Annotated in this window: 14 protein-coding genes; 9 read left to right on the forward strand and 5 right to left on the reverse strand. The window is 75.1% G+C overall.

Annotation, left to right across the window (positions count from 1 at the left end):
* Window positions 1–45 precede the first annotated feature (45 nt).
* The 3 genes from WDV85_RS02275 to WDV85_RS02285 all read right to left on the reverse strand — a co-directional run bounded on the left by WDV85_RS02275 (window position 46) and on the right by WDV85_RS02285 (window position 3832).
* Complete coding sequence (locus WDV85_RS02275) at window positions 46–1722, reverse strand: peptide ABC transporter substrate-binding protein (RefSeq protein ID WP_339569066.1); 1677 nt, start codon at window positions 1720–1722, stop codon at window positions 46–48.
* 292 nt (window positions 1723–2014) lie between these two features.
* The gene (ychF, locus tag WDV85_RS02280) at window positions 2015–3100 is read right to left on the reverse strand and encodes a redox-regulated ATPase YchF (RefSeq protein WP_171201858.1); all 1086 of its coding nucleotides are present in this window, start codon (window positions 3098–3100) and stop codon (window positions 2015–2017) included.
* Window positions 3101–3226: 126 nt separating this feature from the next.
* Window positions 3227–3832 (reverse strand): class I SAM-dependent methyltransferase, encoded by a 606-nt coding sequence (locus tag WDV85_RS02285; RefSeq protein ID WP_339569067.1) that lies wholly within the window; start codon window positions 3830–3832, stop codon window positions 3227–3229.
* Window positions 3833–4070: 238 nt separating this feature from the next.
* On the opposite strand from WDV85_RS02285, the gene WDV85_RS02290 reads away from it, so the two are divergent.
* Window positions 4071–5339 carry a DNA recombination protein RmuC gene (locus WDV85_RS02290; protein ID WP_339569068.1) on the forward strand — a complete coding sequence of 423 codons (1269 nt, stop codon included), beginning with the start codon at window positions 4071–4073 and terminating at the stop codon, window positions 5337–5339.
* A gap of 16 nt (window positions 5340–5355) precedes the next feature.
* Here the strand turns inward: WDV85_RS02290 and WDV85_RS02295 are convergent, their stop codons facing one another.
* Window positions 5356–6306: a 4-hydroxy-3-methylbut-2-enyl diphosphate reductase gene (locus WDV85_RS02295; protein ID WP_445263172.1), complete on the reverse strand. Its 951-nt coding sequence runs from the start codon at window positions 6304–6306 to the stop codon at window positions 5356–5358.
* 302 nt (window positions 6307–6608) lie between these two features.
* Here WDV85_RS02295 and xseA point away from each other — a divergent pair, with 302 nt between their 5' ends.
* Both xseA and WDV85_RS02305 read left to right on the forward strand, forming a co-directional pair.
* Window positions 6609–7952, forward strand: coding sequence for an exodeoxyribonuclease VII large subunit (gene xseA, locus WDV85_RS02300; RefSeq protein ID WP_339569070.1), 1344 nt, complete (start codon window positions 6609–6611; stop codon window positions 7950–7952).
* Between the two features lie 251 nt (window positions 7953–8203).
* The gene (locus WDV85_RS02305) at window positions 8204–8470 is read left to right on the forward strand and encodes an exodeoxyribonuclease VII small subunit (RefSeq protein ID WP_339569071.1); all 267 of its coding nucleotides are present in this window, start codon (window positions 8204–8206) and stop codon (window positions 8468–8470) included.
* A gap of 52 nt (window positions 8471–8522) precedes the next feature.
* Here the strand turns inward: WDV85_RS02305 and WDV85_RS02310 are convergent, their stop codons facing one another.
* Window positions 8523–9137 (reverse strand): DUF4245 domain-containing protein, encoded by a 615-nt coding sequence (locus tag WDV85_RS02310; protein ID WP_339569072.1) that lies wholly within the window; start codon window positions 9135–9137, stop codon window positions 8523–8525.
* A 203-nt stretch (window positions 9138–9340) separates the two neighbouring features.
* Between WDV85_RS02310 and glpX the strand changes: the two genes are divergently transcribed.
* The 6 genes from glpX (at window position 9341) to WDV85_RS02340 (ending at window position 15961) form a co-directional block, all read left to right on the forward strand.
* Window positions 9341–10408, forward strand: coding sequence for a class II fructose-bisphosphatase (gene glpX / locus WDV85_RS02315; protein ID WP_339569073.1), 1068 nt, complete (start codon window positions 9341–9343; stop codon window positions 10406–10408).
* Window positions 10405–11373: a carbohydrate kinase family protein gene (locus WDV85_RS02320; protein WP_339569074.1), complete on the forward strand. Its 969-nt coding sequence runs from the start codon at window positions 10405–10407 to the stop codon at window positions 11371–11373. Before glpX ends, WDV85_RS02320 begins: the two co-directional genes overlap by 4 nt.
* A 234-nt stretch (window positions 11374–11607) precedes the next feature.
* Entirely contained in the window at window positions 11608–12873 is a 1266-nt protein-coding gene (locus tag WDV85_RS02325) for an extracellular solute-binding protein (protein WP_339569075.1), read from the forward strand.
* Window positions 12874–12883: 10 nt separating this feature from the next.
* Entirely contained in the window at window positions 12884–13852 is a 969-nt protein-coding gene (locus WDV85_RS02330) for a carbohydrate ABC transporter permease (RefSeq protein WP_339569076.1), read from the forward strand.
* A gap of 27 nt (window positions 13853–13879) precedes the next feature.
* The gene (locus WDV85_RS02335; RefSeq protein ID WP_339569077.1) at window positions 13880–14686 is read left to right on the forward strand and encodes a carbohydrate ABC transporter permease; all 807 of its coding nucleotides are present in this window, start codon (window positions 13880–13882) and stop codon (window positions 14684–14686) included.
* A gap of 12 nt (window positions 14687–14698) precedes the next feature.
* Window positions 14699–15961, forward strand: a complete 1263-nt coding sequence (locus WDV85_RS02340) for an ABC transporter ATP-binding protein (RefSeq protein WP_339569078.1) — start codon at window positions 14699–14701, stop codon at window positions 15959–15961.
* Window positions 15962–15982: the final 21 nt, after the last annotated feature.

Consider the following 15982-nt stretch of genomic DNA (forward strand, 5'->3'; position numbering starts at 1 on the left):
GGGACCCGCACCCCTGGCGTGAGGAGCGGTCGAGGTTACCCCGGGTCAGCTGTTGACCGTGACGGCCGCCGCGTCGACCCGGGTGAAGGGGTCGACGTAGACGTTGCTGATGTTCTCCGACCAGACGCTCTGGACGACGGAGAAGAACATCGGGATGGCCGGCATGTCCTCGAGGAGGACGTCGTCCGCCTGCTGGTACAGCTCGACGGCCTCGTCGTCCGTCGCGGCCGAGTTGCCCTGCTGCAGCAGCGAGTCGAACTCCTCGCTGCTGTAGAAGGTGTTGTTCGAGCCCGCCGGCGGCTGCGCGCCGGTGGAGAAGAGCGGCTCGAGGTAGTTCTGCATCGACGGGTAGTCCATGACCCAGCCGGAGCGGAAGGGGCCGGTGAAGCCCTTCTCGTCGCCGAGCGGCAGGTACTGGGCGAAGTCGAGGTCGCCCCGCAGGGTGTAGTCGACGCCCAGGTTGTCGCGGAGCTGGTTGCCCACCGCCTGCACCCACGCGTCGTGGCCGGCGCCCGAGTTGAACCACAGCTCGATGGGCTGCGAGGTGTCGAAGTCGGTCTCGGCCAGCAGGGCCTTGGCCGCCTCCGGGTCGTACTGGCAGTACTCGCAGGCGCCCTCGCGGTAGCCGTTGACGACCGGCGACACGAAGTCGTCGGCGGCGGTGCGGCTGCCCTGGAAGATGGCCTGGCTGATGGCGTCCCGGTCGATGGCCATGGACATCGCCTGGCGGACGCGCACGTCGGAGAAGCGGTCGTCGTACAGCGGGTAGCCGAGGTACTGGAAGCTCGAGGAGGGCGACTCGAGGTACCGGTCGCCGAAGACGTCCTGCGCGGACGCGATGGCGTCCGGCGGGATGGAGTCCACGAGGTCGAGGTTGCCGCCCTGGACGTCGTTGTAGGCCGTGTTGACGTCCGTGTAGATGCGGTAGCTCACGCCACCCGACTGCGCGGCGTCCTCACCGGCGTAGTCGTCGTAGCGGACCAGGTCGATGCCCTGGCCGTCCGACAGGGGCGCCTCGGCCATGAACGGGCCGTTGCCGATGGGCGTCTCGGTCGCCATGCCCTCGGGGTCGTCGAGGAAGGCCTGCGACATCGGGTAGAAGGCCGTGTACCCGAGGGTCAGCGGGAACTGCGCGAAGGGGCTCGTGAGGGTGACGGTGAAGGTCTGGTCGTCGACGACCTCGAGCCCGCTCATCTCCTTCGACGCCGGCGGGGCGACGACGTTGCCCTCGTCGTCCGTCTCCGCCTGCAGGTCGGCGTAGCCCTCGATGTTGCCGAAGAAGTACGAGTTCTGCTGCGCGTTGTCGCTCAGCGCGGTGTAGTTCCACGCGTCCACGAAGCTGCTGGCCGTGACGGGCGTGCCGTCGTGGAAGGTCCACCCGTCCTTGAGGGTGATCGTCCAGGTCTGCTGGTCGTCGGACTCGATCGACTCGGCGACGCCGGTGTACTCGACCGAGGTGTCCTCGCGGGAGTACTGGACGAGGCCCGTCCAGAGCGAGTCGACGACCTGGCCGCCCTCGGTCTCGGACGTGTTGCCCGGGACCAGCGGGTTCTCCGGCTGGCCGATGTACATGCTCCAGGTGGCGTCGGGGTTCGCGGCGCCGCCGTCCCCGCCGCCCCCCTCGCCCGAGCCGCCGTCGTCCGAGCCGCCGCAGGCGCTGAGGGCGAAGACGCCGGCCATCGCGATGGCCATGGCGCGCGTGGTCCGCGTGGGGACGCGCATGTGGTTCCTCCTCGTGGGGTGTGGTGGCCTGGGGCGCGCTCAGCACCCCGGCTGGCGCAGACGATAAGCACCCGCCGAGCCCGCGAGCGGCCGCCACCGGCGTCTCGCGGGTGCTGTGACCAGAAAGAGACCTGTCCGTGACCGCACGGGCGCTTCCTCCCGGCCGCCTGGGCGCAGGCTGCGCGACGCCTGGGCGCCACCCGCTGGTCGCCGCGGCGACCCGCGTCGCGGGCGGGCGGCGGCGTCGACGGGGCGGGCGGCGGGGGCGACGGGGCGGGGGCGACGGGGCGGGTCAGACGTTGAAGCGGAACTCCACGACGTCGCCGTCGGCCATGACGTAGTCCTTGCCCTCGATGCGCACCCTGCCCCGCGCCTTGGCCTCGGCGTGCGAGCCGGCGTCGACGAGGTCGTCGTAGGAGACGACCTCGGCCTTGATGAAGCCGCGCTGGAAGTCGGTGTGGATGACGCCCGCCGCCTGCGGCGCCGTCCAGCCGCGCCGGATGGTCCAGGCGCGCGACTCCTTGGGGCCGGTCGTCAGGTAGGTCTGCAGGCCGAGGACCTCGAAGCCGACGCGCGCCAGCTGGTCGAGGCCGGACTCCTCCTGCCCGGTGGAGGCGAGGAGCTCGGCGGCGTCCTCCGGGTCGAGCTCGACCAGCTCGGACTCGACGGCCGCGTCGAGGAACACGCACCCGGCCGGCGCCACCAGGGCCTCCAGCTCGGCGCGGCGGGCCGTGTCGGCCAGGCCCGCCTCGTCGGTGTTGAAGACGTAGACGAAGGGCTTGGTCGTCAGCAGCGTGAGGTCGCGCAGCAGGTCGAGGTCCACGTCGTCGCCCGGGGCGGCGTGGCTCAGCGCCGTGCCCCGCTCGAGGACGGCGACGGCGGCCTGCGCGGCCGCGAGGACGGCCGGGTCGGCCTTCTTCCCCTTGACCTCCTTCTCGAGGCGCGGGACCGCGCGCTCGAGGGTCTGGAGGTCGGCGAGGACGAGCTCGGTGGCGATGGTCTCGATGTCGGACGCCGGGTCCACGCGGCCGTCGACGTGGACGACGTCGGGGTCGGCGAAGACGCGGACGACCTGGCAGATCGCGTCCGCCTCGCGGATGTTCGCGAGGAACTTGTTGCCGAGCCCCTCCCCCTCCGAGGCGCCCTTGACGATGCCCGCGATGTCGACGAAGGAGACGGTGGCGGGCAGCACCTTCTCGCTGCCCGAGATCCGGGCCAGGACGTCGAGCCGCGGGTCCGGCAGGGGGACGACGCCGACGTTCGGCTCGATCGTCGCGAACGGGTAGTTCGCCGCCAGGGCGTCGTTGCGCGTCAGGGCGTTGAAGAGGGTCGACTTGCCGACGTTGGGCAGTCCGACGATGCCGAGGGTGAGAGCCACGGGAACGGGAGCCTACGGGGCGCGGCGGGCGGGCCCCAGCCGCCGGGGCGGGGCGGCACCGCGGGGCCGCCGGGGCGGACGGCCGTGGCCCCTCACCGCGCGGGACGGGTCGTCACGAGGGCGGCGTCACGAGGAGCGGCGGTGCACCTGCACGCTCCACCCGCCGCCGGCGGGCTCCCCGGCCCACCCGCCCCACGACGCCACCGGCTCGAGCCCGGCGGCGGCGGCCCAGCGCCCGAGGTCGGCGGGGGCGACGTGGCGCTCCGCGGCGAAGCCCGCGACGAGGAGCCCGCCCGGACGGAGCCAGCCGGCGACCCGGGCGACGACCTCGGCCTCGGTGCCGGGGGCGAGGTAGACCAGCACGTTGCCGGCGAGGACGGCGGCGTCCAGCGGGGCACCGACGTCCTCGGGACCCACCTCGAGGAGGTCGCCCAGGACCCACCGCGCCGAGGGGGCGGCCCGGCGGGCCTCGGCGAGCATGGAGGCGTCGACGTCGACGCCCGTGACGGCGTGGCCACGGCGCGCCAGCTCGAGCGCCACGCGCCCGGTGCCGCAGCCGGCGTCGAGGACCCGCGCCCCGCGGGGCAGCAGCGCGTCGACGGCGGCGGCCTCCCCGTGCACGTCCTCCCCCGCGGCCTCGAGCGCGGCGAAGCGGGCGGCGTACTCGGCCCCGCTCGTGCCGCCCGTCTCGGCGAGCCAGCGGTTGGCGGGTGCGGGGTCCGGCGCGGTCACCGGCCCACCCTGCCAGCGCGCCCGGCCGCCACCCCGGCCGGCCACGGCGCCCGCTCGACGTCCTCGGGGCTCCTCTCCCCGGACTTCGTAGCCCCTCGACGCCCCCCCGGGGTCCGAGAGAGGCAGTTCGTAGCCCCTCGACGCGCTCGAGGTCCTCTCCCGCGGACTTCGCAGCCTCTCGACGCCCCTGGGGCCGTCGGGGTCCGGGCTGTCGGGGGTCGCTGCCACGCTGCGCGCCATGACGACGTCCACGCTCGCGGTCGCCCTCGTCGCCGCCCTCGTGCTCACCGCCCTCGTGGGCGGCGCCGCCCTCGCGGCGCACCGGGCGGGGGTGCGGCGGGGCGCCGGCGAGGGGCGCCGCGACGGCGAGCTCGCCCTGGCGAGGGCGGTCGCCGAGCGCGACGCGGCCCTCGAGCGGGCGCGGGCGTCCGAGGCGGCGCGCGAGGACGAGCACGAGCTGGCCCTGGGCCTGGCGCCGCTCACGAGCAGCCTGGCGCGCGTGGAGCGCACCGTCGGCTCGCTGGAGGCCGAGCGCGCCGCCCAGGTGGGCCGCCTGGAGGCCCAGCTCGAGGCCGTCCGCCGCTCCGGCGAGGCGCTGCGCACCGAGACGACGGCCCTGGCCGGGGCGCTGCGCAGCCCGAGCGCCCGCGGAGCCTGGGGGGAGGTCCAGCTGCGCCGCGTCGTCGAGCACGCCGGGATGCTCGACCGCGTCGACGTCGAGCGCCAGGTCACGGCGCCCGGCGCGGACGGCGGGCGCGTGCGGCCGGACGCCGTCGTCCGGCTGCCCGGGGGCAAGAGCGTCGTCGTCGACGCGAAGGCGCCGCTCGCCGCCTTCCTCGAGGCCGCCCAGGCCGCCCGGCCGGGCGAGGACCCGGGGGCGGCGGTGCGCCGCCAGCAGGCCGCGGCCGCGGCCCACGCCCGGGCGCTGCGGGGCCACGTCGACGACCTCGCCGGCAAGCGGTACTGGGAGGCCTTCGCCCCGGCGCCCGAGCTCGTCGTGTGCTTCGTGCCCGGCGAGTCCTTCCTCGCGGCGGCGTGCGAGGCCGACCCGGCGCTGCTCGAGCACGCCATGGGCCGCGGCGTCGTCCTCGCGACGCCCACCACGCTGCTCGCGCTCCTGCGCACGGTCGCGGCGACCTGGCAGCAGGACGCCCTCGCGGGCAGCGCCCGCGCCCTGCTCGACACGGGCCGCGAGCTCCACCGCCGCCTCGGGACCCTGGGTCGCGGCACGTCAGCCCTCGGACGCTCCCTGCACCGGGCCGTGGAGGACTACAACGGCCTGGTCGGCACCCTCGAGCGGCGCGTCCTCGTCTCGGCGCGGCGCCTCGCCGACATGGGCCTCGTCGAGGACGACCTGCCGGCGCCCGAGCCCCTCGTCGACGCGCCGCGGCCGCTCACGGCCCCGGAGCTGGTGGCCGACCTCGACGACCGGTCCGCCCCCGACCGTCATGAGCGAGACCGTCCCGAGCGGGAGCGGGGCCCGGACGGCGTCCGCCGCGCCGGCTGACGGCCCCGGAGGGCTGTCAGGCCCGCATCGCGGCGGCGGTCTTGAGGTCCGCCCGGAGCTCGCGGGGCAGCGAGAAGAGCAGGTCCTCCGAGGCCGTGCGGACCTCCTCGACGTCCCCGAAGCCGCGCTCGGCGAGCCACGCCAGGAGGTCGGTGACGAGGATCTCCGGCACGGAGGCGCCCGACGTGACGCCGACCGTCGTCACGCCCTCGAGCCAGGCCTCGTCGACCTCGCCCCGGTGGTCCACCCGGTGGGCGGCCTTGGCCCCGTGCTGGAGCCCGACCTCCACCAGGCGCACGGAGTTCGAGGAGTTGGCCGACCCGACGACGACGAGCAGGTCGCAGCTCGGCGCGATCTTCTTCACCGCCACCTGCCGGTTCTGCGTGGCGTAGCAGATGTCGTCGCTCGGCGGGTCCTGCAGCGTCGGGAAGCGCTCGCGCAGCCGCTCGACCGTCTGCATCGTCTCGTCGACCGACAGGGTCGTCTGGCTGAGCCACACGACCTTCTCGGGGTCGCGGACCGTGACCGCGTCGACGGACTCGGGCCCGTCGACGAGCTGGACGTGCTCGGGGGCCTCGCCCGCCGTGCCCTCGACCTCCTCGTGCCCGTCGTGGCCGACGAGGAGGATGTCGTAGTCGTCCTTGGCGAAGCGCACGGCCTCCTTGTGCACCTTCGTCACGAGCGGGCACGTCGCGTCGATGGTCTTGAGCTGCCGCTCCGCCGCCGAGGCGTGCACCGCCGGGGAGACCCCGTGCGCGGAGAAGATGACGGTGGCGCCCTCGGGCACCTCGTCGGTCTCGTCGACGAAGACGGCGCCCCGCTCGGTCAGCGTCGCCACGACGTGCTTGTTGTGGACGATCTCCTTGCGCACGTAGACGGGGCTGCCGTGCAGCTCCAGCGCCTTCTCGACGGCGACGACGGCGCGGTCGACGCCGGCGCAGTAGCCGCGCGGCGCGGCCAGCAGCACGCGCCGACCGCCGCCCTCGCCGGCGACGGGCGCCCCGCCCGCGGCGGACGAGGCGCCGTGCTCGGCGACCTGCTGCTCGGCGCGGTGGTCGCCGGGCGCGGACGCGCCGGCGTGCTCGTCGCCGGTCGGCGCGTCGCCGCCGTCCACGGGGACCGCTCCCGCGGCGTCGGGACGGGCGGCGGGGGGCTCGGGGCGCTCGTCGGGGGTCACGCCCCCAGGGTACGCAGCGCTCCCCGCGCGCCCCCGGCCGCGGGAGACGCGGGTCCCCGGAGCACCGGCGCGCCGTGCGTAGGGTCGACGGCGTGAGCCAGCAGCCGAGCCGGGACCGCGCCGCCGGCCCGGGCGCGAACGGGGACCCGGACGGAGCCGGCGACGGGGGCCGTCGCAGCCTGCCGGCGACGGCCGCGGCGACCACCGCGGAGCAGCCGTGGCCCGTGCGCCTGCTCTCGGCCAAGATCGGTGACTACGTCGCCCGCATGTCGACCGTCTGGGTCGAGGGCCAGCTCGTGCAGGTGACCCGCCGCCCGGGGCAGGCCACCGCCTTCTGCGTGCTGCGCGACGCCGACGTCGACATGTCCCTGTCGGTCACCACGTCCGTGCGCGTGCTCGACGCCCTCGGCCCCGCGCTCGTCGAGGGCGCCCGCGTCGTCGTCCGCGCGACGCCCGAGTTCTGGGCTCGGCGCGGCAGCCTGCAGATGCGCGCCGACGCGATCCGGCCGGTGGGCGCGGGCGAGCTGCTCGCCCGCGTCGAGGAGCTCAAGCGCGTGCTCGCCGCCGAGGGCCTCTTCGCCGCGGAGCGCAAGAAGCCGCTGCCCTTCCTGCCGCGCGTCGTCGGGCTCGTCTGCGGGCGCGCGAGCGCCGCCGAGCACGACGTCCTCGTCACGGCGCGCGGACGCTGGCCCGGCGTCCGCTTCGAGGTCCGCGAGGTCGTCGTCCAGGGCGTCGACGCCGTCGCCCAGGTCTCCCGCGCGCTCGCCGAGCTCGACGCGACGGACGAGGTCGACGTCGTCGTCGTCGCCCGCGGCGGCGGCTCGCTGGAGGACCTCCTGCCCTTCAGCAACGAGGCGCTGGTGCGCGCGGTGGCGGCGTGCCGCACGCCCGTCGTCAGCGCCATCGGCCACGAGGTGGACTCCCCGCTGCTCGACCTCGTCGCCGACGTCCGCGCGTCCACCCCCACCGACGCCGGCCGCCGCGTCGTGCCCGCGGTCGCCGAGGAGCTGGCGGGCGTGGCCGGAGCCCGCGACCGGCTGCGCCGCGCCCTCGACGCCCGGCTCACCGCGGAGGCGTCCCAGGTGCGGGCGCTGCGGGCGCGCCCGGTGCTCGCCGACCCCGGCCGCGGCCTGGCGGAGCGGCGCGAGGCCGTCGGGGCGGCCCGGGCCCGGGCGCGGCGGGCCGTCGCCGCCGTCCTCGAGCGCGACGCCGCCGAGGTGGCCGGCCTGCGCCGCGCCGTCCGCACGCTGTCGCCCGCCTCCACCCTGGAGCGGGGGTACGCCGTCGTGCAGGACGCCGACGGCCGCGTCCTGCGCAGCTCCCTGGAGGCCGACCCGGGCGACCAGCTGCGCGTGCGCCTGGCCACCGGCGAGCTCGTCGTCGACGTCGAGGCGCAGGTGGACGCCGAGGGCCGCGTCCTCGACCCCTTCGCCTGACCCGCGCCCCACCGGGGCGACGTGTGGCCATGTCGCCCCTGCCCGACCGCTCCCCGCGACGACGTGTGGCCATGTCGCCCTCACGAGGGCCGCCGAGGACGACATGGCCACACGTCGCCCCCCGCAGGGGGCCCACCGGGACGACATGGCCACACATCGCCCCCGCAGGGGGCCCACCGCGGCGACATGGCCACACATCGCCCCCCGCACGGAGGGGCGGGGCCCGCCGGCCCGGCGCCTAGGCTCGGCGCATGGCGCGTGACGACTCCCCCGCGGCCGCCGGCGCGACGGCGGGCGACCTCGCCGACCTCCCGGCGCCCTCCACCCTCGGGTACGAGCAGGCGCGCGACGAGCTCGTGCGCGTGGTCGCGGCCCTCGAGGCGGGCGGCACGCCGCTGGAGCGCTCGCTGGCCCTGTGGGAGCGCGGCGAGGCCCTCGCCTCGCGCTGCGAGGAGCACCTGGACGGCGCCCGCCGCCGCCTGGACGAGGCGACCTCCGCCGACGCCGACCGGGGCTGACCGCCGCTCCCGGCGCCGAGCCGGACCGCCGGCGCCCGCTGACGAGCGCTCCTCAGCCGACGGGCGCGGCCTGGACGGCGGCGGCGAGCTCCACCAGCTCGGGGAACTCCGCCGTGCCGAGCACCGCGGTGGTCGTGCCGCCCTCCTCGCGCACGAGCGCCCGCCGCGGCGGGTCGGAGCGGCGCTCGGGCGCGGCCGAGAAGACGCGCCACCCCTCGCCGTCGACGTCCTGCACGCCCTCCTCGGTGCCGGCGGAGGTGACGTCGCGCACCCACCGCTCGGTGGCCGAGCCCGCGACGCGCAGGCCCGCGTACTCCTCCGACGGCGTCACCCAGCCGACGACCCACGTGGTGACGCCGTCCGGCCCGCTGTCCACGCGCGCGGCGTTGGGCGTCCAGCCGTCCGGGACGGCGGGCACGGGCACCGGGAAGCCGACGCGCTGCTGGGCCCCGGCGGCGGCGCCGGCGACGTCGACCGGCGGCTGCTCGACCGCCTGGGGGCGGGGCAGGAAGAGGAGCACGACCGCGGCGCAGGCGAGGATGACGCCGAGCGAGACGACCATGTCCCGCGCGGTCTGCCGGGGCCGGGGGCGGCGGGGCGGCGGCTGGGGCGGGCGCTCCGTCGACGCGGCGACGGGCCGCCCGGGCTCGGGCGCGGCGGTGCTCACGCTCCCCATCATCCCCCGGCGCCGCGGCGCCCGGCCCTCGCCCCCGGTGGTCGCGAGGACCGGCCGCCGACCGCCGTCCGACGTGGCGCACCTCCCCCCGCGGGCGCCGGTCCCGTGCTCCCCCCGCCGCTAGGCTCGCGCCGCCGGCGGCCGCCCCTCCTCGGGGACCGCCCGCGCCCACCCGCCGCGACGACGGAGGCCCCGTGACGCAGAGCTCGCTGCCCGCCTCGCTGGTCGTGGACCAGCACTCCCCCGACCGCAACCTCGGCCTCGAGCTGGTGCGCGTCACCGAGGCGGCCGCCATGGCGGCGGGCCGCTGGGTGGGCCGCGGGGACAAGGACCGCGCCGACGGCGCCGCCGTCAACGCCATGCGCCGCTTCATCAGCACCGTCGCGATGCAGGGCACCGTCGTCATCGGCGAGGGCGAGAAGGACGAGGCGCCCATGCTCTTCAACGGCGAGCAGGTGGGCGACGGCACGGGCGCCGAGTGCGACGTCGCGGTCGACCCCATCGACGGCACGCGCCTGACCGCGCAGGGCATGCCCAACGCCGTCGCGGTGCTCGCCGTCGCCGAGCGCGGGGCGATGTACGACCCGAGCGCCGTCTTCTACATGGACAAGCTCGCCACGGGCCCCGAGGCGGCGGACGTCGTCGACATCCGCCTGCCGGCGGCCGAGAACATCCGGCTCGTCGCCCGCGCCAAGGGGCTGCGTCCCGAGGACGTCACCGTCGTGGTCCTCGACCGCCCCCGCCACCGCGCCCTGCTCGACGAGGTCCGCGACGCCGGGGCGCGCGTGCACCTCATCGCCGACGGCGACGTCGCCGGCGCCATCATGGCGGCGCGCGGCGGCACGGGCATCGACCTCATGCTCGGGATCGGCGGCACGCCGGAGGGCATCATCGCGGCCTGCGCGCTCAAGGCCCTCGGCGGGTCGCTGCAGGGCCGGCTGTGGCCGACGGACGACGCCGAGTGCCAGCGGGCGGTCGACGCCGGGCACGACCTCGACCGGGTCCTCACGACGGACGACCTCGTCCGCGGGGACAACTGCTACTTCGTCGCCACCGGCATCACCGACGGCGAGCTCGTCAAGGGCGTGCGGTACGCCCCCGGCGTCGTGCGGACGCAGAGCCTCGTCGTGCGCTCGAAGTCGGGCACCGTGCGCGTCGTCGAGAGCGAGCACCAGGTGGCCAAGCTGCAGGCCTACGAGGCCGACCTCGGCCGGCCCCGCCCCGAGCAGCGGGCGGCGGCGCCCGCGGAGCCCCGGGCGTGAGCGCGGCGGACGGGCGCGCGGCGCTGGTCGTCGGCGAGGCCCTCGTCGACGTCGTCCACCGCGAGGACGGCGCCGGCGGCGCGACGACCCGCGAGCACCCGGGCGGCAGCCCGGCCAACGTCGCCCTGGGCCTGGCCCGGCTCGAGCGGCGCGCGACGCTGCTCACGCGCCTGGTCGACGACGAGCGCGGCCGGACGGTCCTCGCGCACCTGCGCGGCTCGGGCGTCGAGCTCGCCGCCCCGCTGCTGCCTGTGGCCGAGGGCGCCCGCACGTCGACGGCGCAGGCGCACCTCGACGCCGACGGCGGCGCGCAGTACGAGTTCGACCTCGAGTGGTCGCTGCCGGAGGACGTCCTCGCCGACGTCCTGGCCGCGGGCGAGCGCCCGCTCGTCGTCTGCACCGGGTCGCTCGGCACGGCCCTCGAGCCCGGCGCGGCGCAGGTCTCGCGCCTGCTCGACGCCCTGCGGCCCACGACGACGGTGGTCTACGACCCCAACCTGCGCCCGAGCATCATCGGCACGGCGGAGGCGGCACGCCCCGGCGTCGAGGCGCTCGTCGCGACGGCGGACGTCGTCAAGCTCAGCGCCGAGGACGCCGAGTGGCTCTTCCCCGACCGCGCGCCGGAGGAGACCGTCCGCTCCTGGCTGGGCCTCGGGCCGGCCGTCGTCGTCCTCACCCGCGGCGGGGACGGCGCACTGGCGGTGTGCGCGGCCGGCGAGGTGGACGAGCCGGGTCGTGTCGTCGACGTCGCCGACACGGTCGGGGCGGGCGACTCCTTCACCGGCGGCCTCGTCGACGCCCTGTGGTCGGCCGGCCTCCTCGGCGGCGAGCGCCGCGACGCCCTCGCGGGGGTCGACCTCGAGGTGCTGCGGGAGTGCGTCGCGGCCGCCACGGACGTCTCGGCCGTCACGGTCTCCCGGCCCGGCGCCGACCCGCCGACCCGCGCGGACCTCGCGCTCTGCTGAGGGTCCGGCCCGGGAGCGGGCGCAGCGCTCGCGCCCGCTCCCGGGCCGCACCGCGCAGGCGCCTCGGCTCCCCTGGCGAAAGGGGCGGAGGAGGACGATCATCCCCGCACGGCGCAACGGTGCGTCGTGGTCTGCGGCGCGACGGAGCGCCGCGGAGAGGGGGTTCCCGTGCCACCACCCGACGGCGCCGCGAGCGCCGGACGACGCAGGACGAGGGCCAGGACCAGGTCCGCCGTGCCCCTGTCGCTCGCCCTCGCGGGCGGCCTGCTCACGGCGTGCGGCGACGACGCCGGGGCCGTGCCCGAGCTCAGCTGGTACATCAACAACGTCAACGACGAGTCGATCGCGCAGCGGTGCTCGGAGGAGGCGGAGGGCTACACGATCTCGACCGTCCTGCTCCCCAACAACGCGAGCGGGCAGCGCGAGCAGATCCTCCGGCGCCTCGCGGCCGAGGACTCCTCCATCGACGTCATCAGCCTCGACCCGCCCTACATGGCGGAGCTGGCCAACGCCGGCTTCCTGCGGGCCTTCACCGACGCCGAGCGCGAGGAGTTCACCGAGGGGGTGCTCGACGGGCCCGTCGAGCAGTCGACCTTCGACGACCAGCTGTACGCAGCGCCCTTCTTCGGCAACACCCAGCTGCTCTGGTACAAGAAGTCGGTCGCCGAGGAGGCCGGCCTGGACATGAGCCGGCCGGTGACGTGGGACCAGATCATCGACGCCGCGGAGCAGACGGGGACGACCGTCGCCGCGCAGGGGCGCCGCAACGAGAGCCTCATGGTCTGGGTCAACGCCCTCGTCGAGTCCGACGGCGGGACGATCCTCGAGGACGGCGACGAGGCCCAGTCCGCCGACGAGGTCGTCCCCACCATCGACAGCCCGGCGGGCGCCGAGGCCGCGCGCATCATGTCCGACCTCGCGCGCTCCCCCGCCGCCCCGCCGGCGCTGGCGACGGCCGGCGAGGAGGAGTCCCGGGCCGCCTTCCAGAGCGACTCGGGCGGCTTCATGGTCAACTGGCCGTACGTCTGGGCCGCCTTCGCGGCGGCGGAGGAGTCGGGCGTCGTCCCGGCCGACTTCAGCGACGACGTCGCCTGGACGCGGTACCCGCGCGTGGACCCGGAGATCGAGAGCGCGACGCCGATCGGCGGCGTGAGCCTCAGCGTCGGCGCCTTCTCCGAGCACCCCGACCTGGCCGTCGACGCCGTCCGCTGCCTGCGGTCCGCGGAGAGCCAGAAGGAGCACATGCTCGGCGCCGGGGACCCCGCGTCCCTGGCCGAGGTCTACGACGACCCGGAGGTCCAGGAGGCCTTCCCCATGTGGGAGGACATCCGCAGCGGCCTCGTCGACGCCGCCCCGAGGCCGGTCACGCCCTACTACGGCGACGTCACCGGCGTGCTCCAGGCGGGCTACCACCCGCCGGACGAGCTCGACCCCGAGACGACCCCCGAGGCGACCGCGCGGCTCATGCGCGGCGTCCTGTCCAACCAGCAGCTGCTGTGAGGAGCGACCGATGAGCACAGCAGTCCCGGCAGGGGCGTCCGTGGCTCGGGACGAGACGACGTCCCGCGCCCGGTCCGCCCCGAACCGCCCCCGAAGGGTCCAGCACAGCGACCGGACCCGGCACGAGCGCCGTCTGGGCGTGCTGCTGGTGGCCCCGGCGCTCGTCCTCATGGTGGCCGTCACCGGCTACCCCATCGCGAACGCGATCTGGCTCTCGCTCTTCGACTACCGCCTCACCGCGCCCGCCGACCGCTCCTTCGCCGGTCTCGGCAACTACGCCACGGTGCTCTCGGACGGGCTCTTCTGGCGGCAGTTCGGGGTGACGGCGGGCATCACCGTCTTCACCGTCGTCGTCGAGTTCGTGCTCGGCTTCGCGCTGGCGATGGTCATGCACCGCGCGCTCTTCCTCCGCAAGGTGCTCCGCACGGCGATCCTCATCCCCTACGGCATCATCACCGTCGTCTCCGCCTACGCCTGGCAGTACGCCTTCACCCCGGCGTACGGCTTCGTCAACCCGCTCCTCGGGCTGGGCGACTTCAACTGGTTCGGGGACACCCTGCCGTCGCTCTTCGTCATCTCCCTCTCGGAGATCTGGAAGACGACGCCCTTCATGTCGCTGCTGCTCCTCGCGGGGCTCGCGCAGATCCCCGAGGACTACCTCGAGGCCGCGAAGGTGGACGGCGCCACCGCCTGGCAGCGCTTCCGGAAGGTGGTCATGCCGAACATGAAGGCGGCCATCATGGTCGCCGTCCTGTTCCGCACCCTCGACGCGTTCCGCATCTTCGACAACGTGTTCATCATGACGCAGGGCGCGCAGGGGACGGAGACGCTGTCGTTCCTGGCCTACCGGCAGACGATCTCGCGCGTGCAGATCGGCCTCGGGTCGGCGGTCAGCGTCATCCTCGCCGTCCTCGTCATCCTCATCGCCGTCATGTTCGTCAAGGGCTTCAAGACCGACCTGTCGCAGAGGGGTGCGTGAGCCGTGGGGACCTCTCGCAGGAGCTCGGTGCTCTGGCTCGTCGGCTCCGTGCTCATCATCGCCTACGCCCTCGTCCCGGTGCTCTGGATCGCCTCGCTGTCGTTCAAGGGCGGCGACGACATCAACAACCAGCAGTTCCTCCCGTCGGCGCTCAGCCTGGAGAACTACCGGATCGTCCTGTCCTCGGACCTGTTCCTCACGGCGCTGCGCAACTCGGTGGGCATGAGCCTCATCGCGACGCTGACGTCGGTGGTGGTGGCCACGCTCGCTGCCTACGCCGTGGCGCGCCTGGACTTCCCCGGCAAGCGGCTCGTGCTCGGGGTGGCCCTGATGATCACCGTCTTCCCGATCATCAGCATCGCGACGCCGCTGTTCAACCTCTGGCGCACGGTGGGCCTGTTCGACACGTGGCCGGGCCTCATCATCCCCTACCTGTCCTTCTCCATCCCGCTCTCGGTCTACGTCCTCTCGGCGTTCTTCCGGGAGATCCCGTGGGAGATGGAGCAGGCGGCGCAGGTGGACGGCGCCACCTCGTGGCAGGCCTTCCGGCGGGTCATCGTCCCACTGGCGGCCCCGGGCGTCTTCACCGCCGCCATCCTGACGTTCTTCATGATCTGGAACGACTTCGTGTTCGGCATCACGCTCACCTCGAGCGAGGCCGCCCGGCCGGTGCCCGCCGCCCTGGCGTTCTTCAGCGGCGCGAGCCAGTTCTCCCAGCCGACCGCCCCCATCGCGGCGGCCTCGGTCATCGTCACCATCCCCGTCGTCGTCCTCGTGCTGCTCTTCCAGCAGAGGATCGTCGCGGGGCTCACCAACGGCGCCGTCAAGGGTTGAGGAGCAGCTCCCATGGCCACCATCGAGATGCGCAACATCGTCAAGGAGTACGGGGACGGGTTCCAGGCGGTCAACGACGTCAGCCTGGACATCGCCGACGGCGAGTTCATGATCCTCGTCGGCCCGTCCGGGTGCGGGAAGTCGACCCTGCTCCGGATGATCGTCGGGCTGGAGGACATCAGCGGCGGCGACATGCTCATCGGCGGGGACCGGGTGAACGACAAGGCGCCCCGCGACCGCAACCTGGCGATGGTCTTCCAGAACTACGCGCTCTACCCGCACCTCACCGTCTTCGAGAACATCGCCTTCCCGCTGCGCCTGGCGAAGAAGGACGACGCCGAGGTGCGCCGCCGCGTCACCGAGGCGGCCGACGTCCTCGAGCTCCAGGAGCACCTGGAGCGCAAGCCCGCCAACCTCTCCGGCGGCCAGCGCCAGCGCGTCGCGATGGGGCGCGCGATCGTCCGGCACGCCGAGGCGTTCCTCTTCGACGAGCCGCTGTCCAACCTCGACGCGAAGCTCCGCGGGCAGATGCGCACGGAGATCGCGCGGCTCCAGCGCCGGCTCGGGATCACGACCGTCTACGTCACGCACGACCAGACCGAGGCCATGACGCTCGGCGACCGGGTGTGCGTGCTGCGCAAGGGCGAGATCCAGCAGGTCGCCTCGCCGCGTGAGCTGTACGAGCAGCCCGTCAACCTCTTCGTCGCGGGCTTCATCGGCTCCCCCCCGATGAACTTCATCCCCGCCCGCGTGGAGGCCGACCACCTCATGACCGCCTTCGGGCGGGTGGACCTCGACGCCGAGCGGATGGCGAGGGTGGAGGGCCACGAGCTGCTCCTCGTCGGCATCCGGCCCGAGGCCTTCGAGGACGCCTCGCTCGTCGACGAGAGCAAGAAGCACCTCGGCTCGGTCTTCCGGGCCCCGGTCGACGTCACCGAGTGGCTGGGCGACTCCCAGTACGCCTACGTGCCCTACGAGGCGTCCCCGGAGATCACCGAGAAGCTCAAGGAGCTCTCCAAGGAGCTCGACAGCGAGGCGCTGCGCACGCAGGCCGTCGTCTCCATCGACGCGACGAGCCGCATCCGCGAGGGCCGCGAGGCCGACTTCTGGCTCGACAGCCGCAAGGTGCACGTCTTCGACCCGAGCACCGGCGTCAACCTCACGCGCGACGAGGAGGCCGGGCGCCGGCTCACGGAGATGGCCGCGGAGGACCGCGCCGAGCAGGTGCAGACGGCGCAGGAGCAGCGCGAGACCGTGGGCGGGCGCACCGGCTGAGCCGGGGCCGCCGGGGCCCTG

The sequence above is a fragment of the Pseudokineococcus sp. 5B2Z-1 genome, from assembly GCF_037482305.1.
In the GTDB taxonomy this organism is placed as follows: Bacteria; Actinomycetota; Actinomycetes; order Actinomycetales; family Quadrisphaeraceae; genus Pseudokineococcus.